Raw genomic sequence first — 3,240 nt, forward strand, 5'->3', positions numbered from 1 at the left:
GGGGTACGGGGGGAACCCCGTACCGCCGGGTGCCCCCCGTACCCCCGCGAAACCCCACGGTCCCGCCGGACGCCCCGGGTGCGTTGCGCGGCTGACCCGCCGGGCGAGCCGGTGCCCGGGGCGGCCGTGACTGTCGGTAGGCTTTGTGCACATGAGCCTGCCTCGCCCCGTCCTCGTGGTGGACTTCGGAGCCCAGTACGCCCAGCTCATTGCGCGCCGGGTCCGCGAGGCGAAGGTCTACTCCGAGATCGTGCCCCACTCGATGCCGGTCGCCGAGATGCTGGCGAAGAACCCGGCCGCGATCATCCTCTCCGGTGGCCCGGCCAGCGTGTACGCGCCGGACGCCCCGCGGATCGACGCCGACGTGTTCACGTCCGACGTGCCGGTCTTCGGTATCTGCTACGGCTTCCAGGCGATGGCCCAGGCCCTCGGCGGCACCGTCGCGAAGACGGGCAACCGCGAGTACGGCGGCACGCCGCTGCGCCCCCGCCTCCTCGAGCCGGGTGTGCTGCTGCGCGACCTGCCGGCCGACCTGCCGGTCTGGATGAGTCACGGCGACTGCGTCACCGAGGCGCCAGAGGGCTTCACGGTGACCGCCGAGTCGGCGGGCGCGCCGGTGGCGGCGTTCGAGGACGTTGCCGGGCGTCGCGCCGGCGTGCAGTTCCACCCGGAGGTCGGGCACACCGCGCACGGTCAGGAGATGCTCAAGCGCTTCCTGTACGACATCGCCGGCATCGAGCCGACCTGGACGCCCGCGAACATCATCGACGAGCAGGTGGCCCGGATCCGCGCCCAGGTCGGCGACAAGGAGGTCATCTGCGGCCTCTCCGGCGGGGTGGACTCGGCGGTCGCCGCCGCGCTCGTGCACAAGGCCGTTGGTGACCAGCTCACCTGCGTCTTCGTCGACCACGGCCTGCTGCGCGCCGGTGAGGCCGAGCAGGTGGAGAAGGACTACGTGGCGGCCACCGGCATCAAGCTCAAGGTGGTCGACGCGCAGGAGCGGTTCCTCGGCGCGCTGGCCGGGGTGACCGACCCGGAGCAGAAGCGCAAGATCATCGGCCGGGAGTTCATCCGGGTCTTCGAGGCCGCCGCGCGTGAGATCGCCTCGCACGGCGACGTCGAGTACCTGGTCCAGGGCACCCTCTACCCGGACGTGGTGGAGTCCGGTGGCGGCACCGGCACCGCCAACATCAAGAGCCACCACAACGTCGGTGGCCTGCCGGAGGACCTGAAGTTCGCCCTGGTCGAGCCGCTGCGCACGCTGTTCAAGGACGAGGTCCGGGCGCTCGGCCTGGAGCTGGGCCTGCCCGAGGCGATGGTCTGGCGGCACCCGTTCCCCGGCCCCGGCCTGGCCATCCGGATCATCGGCGCGGTCGACCGGGAGCGGCTCGACCTGCTGCGCCGGGCCGACCTGATCGCCCGCGAGGAGCTGACCGCCGCCGGCCTGGACCGGGGCGTCTGGCAGTTCCCGGTGGTGCTGCTGGCCGACGTGCGCAGCGTCGGCGTGCAGGGTGACGGGCGCAGCTACGGGCATCCCGTGGTGCTGCGCCCGGTCTCCAGCGAGGACGCGATGACCGCCGACTGGTCGCGGCTGCCGTACGAGGTGGTGGCCCGGATCTCGACCCGGATCACCAACGAGGTGGCCGAGGTCAACCGGGTGGTGCTGGACGTCACAAGCAAGCCGCCGGGCACCATCGAGTGGGAGTGAGCGCCGCTCAGGCCGCCGGCGGCGTGCTGGACGGGGTCGTCGGCGGGTAGGGCGGCGTCGGGGCGTACCCCGGGGTCGGTTGGCCGGGCGCGGGCCCGGCGGTGGGCTGCGGCGCGGCGCCCGCCGGGTGCGGCCAGGCCGGCGCGCCGGTGGGCTCCTCGGGCATCAGGAACCACATGATCGGGTACGCGAACAGCGCGAGCCCGCCGGTGAGCAGCCCGGTGACCGCGAAGACCACCCGGACCAGAGTGGGGTCGACGTCGAAGTAGCGACCGAGGCCGCTGGCGACCCCCGCCACCATGCGGTCGGTGGTCGGTCGGCGGAGCTGCTTGTACGGGGCGTGGGGAGCGGTGGTGGATGTCATGCCTCCACGGTCCGCGCCGGTGCCCGGCCCGTCCTCGGTGACCGCCCGGATCCTTACCCTGACCGATCCCTGATCGGGGTCAGACAGTCAGGAATCCGACTCTTTTCCGCTCCGGTAACCCGGCCCGGGGAGAATTTGGTCCCGTGACCACCATGCTGGAGCCGCTCCGCAGGATCGCGGCATACGCAGTTTGTGCTGATTCAGACGGCCGAGTGTTGCTGGTCCGCGCATCGGAGCGCTCCGGCACCCCCGGCACCTGGTCGCTGCCCGGCGGGGCGGTCGACCACGGCGAGGACCCGAACCACACGGTGGTCCGGGAGACCGCCGCCGAGACGGGCCTCTCCGTCGCCGTCTCGGGGCTGGACGACGTGCTCGCCGACATGCGGGCCCTGCCCGAACGTGGCATCACCATCCACACCGACCGGCTGATCTACCGGGTGGCGGTGCGCGGCGGCACCCTCGCCGACCGGGCCGGCGAGCGCCCCACCGACCTGGCCCGGTGGTACACGCTGGACGAGGCGCGCCAGTTGCCGCTGCGCTCGTTCACCGCGCGTGCCCTCGGTCTGCCCGCCTCCTCGGCCGACGTGGTGCCCGACGAGGTGCCCGAGTTCCCCTCCTTCTACGCGGTGCCCGGCCCGGACGGGCTGCACCGGGCGCAGCGCTTCGCCGCGTACGCGGTGTGCACCGACCCGGCCGGTCGGGTGCTGCTCACCCGAGTCTCGGACGGCTACCCGGGCGCCGGCTGCTGGCATCTGCCGGGCGGCGGCACCGACTACGGCGAGCAGCCCGGCGCGGCGCTGATCCGGGAGCTGGTCGAGGAGACCGGGCAGACCGGCCGCCTCGTCGAGCTGCTCGGGGTGGCGAGCCACCGCGACGCCGCCTCGCTCGGCCCGGAGGGCTACCCGATCGACTGGCACGGCGTACGCGCCTTCTATCGGGTGGTGGTCGACCAGCCCAACCCGCTGACCGTCGCCGACGTCGGCGGCTCGACGTGCGAGGCCCGCTGGTTCGCCCGCGAGGAGCTGGGTGCCCTCCCCACCGACCGCCTCACCGAGGTGACCGCCGAAGCAGTCCAAGCCGCCCAACTCACCTGACCCCCGACCCCTCCCTCCCTTCCCACCCACCCTCGCCGCGTCGATCATGAAGTTATCGTCAGGACACGCCGGGA

3 protein-coding genes are annotated in these 3,240 nt (G+C 73.1%); 2 read left to right on the top strand and 1 reads right to left on the bottom strand.

Annotated features, from left to right (window positions below):
- Positions 1-151 precede the first annotated feature (151 nt).
- Positions 152-1,708: a glutamine-hydrolyzing GMP synthase gene (gene guaA, locus FHG89_RS30250; RefSeq protein ID WP_139587798.1), complete on the top strand. Its 1,557-nt coding sequence runs from the start codon at positions 152-154 to the stop codon at positions 1,706-1,708.
- Positions 1,709-1,715: 7 nt separating this feature from the next.
- On the opposite strand, the gene FHG89_RS30255 is transcribed toward guaA, so the two are convergent.
- On the bottom strand, positions 1,716-2,072 hold the full coding sequence (locus FHG89_RS30255; protein WP_139587799.1) for a PspC domain-containing protein: 357 nt from the start codon (positions 2,070-2,072) through the stop codon (positions 1,716-1,718).
- A 143-nt stretch (positions 2,073-2,215) separates the two neighbouring features.
- Between FHG89_RS30255 and FHG89_RS30260 the strand changes: the two genes are divergently transcribed.
- Entirely contained in the window at positions 2,216-3,166 is a 951-nt protein-coding gene (locus FHG89_RS30260) for an NUDIX hydrolase (protein ID WP_139587800.1), read from the top strand.
- Positions 3,167-3,240 lie beyond the last annotated feature (74 nt).

This window comes from Micromonospora orduensis, from assembly GCF_006228125.1.
In the GTDB taxonomy this organism is placed as follows: domain Bacteria; phylum Actinomycetota; class Actinomycetes; order Mycobacteriales; family Micromonosporaceae; genus Micromonospora; species Micromonospora orduensis.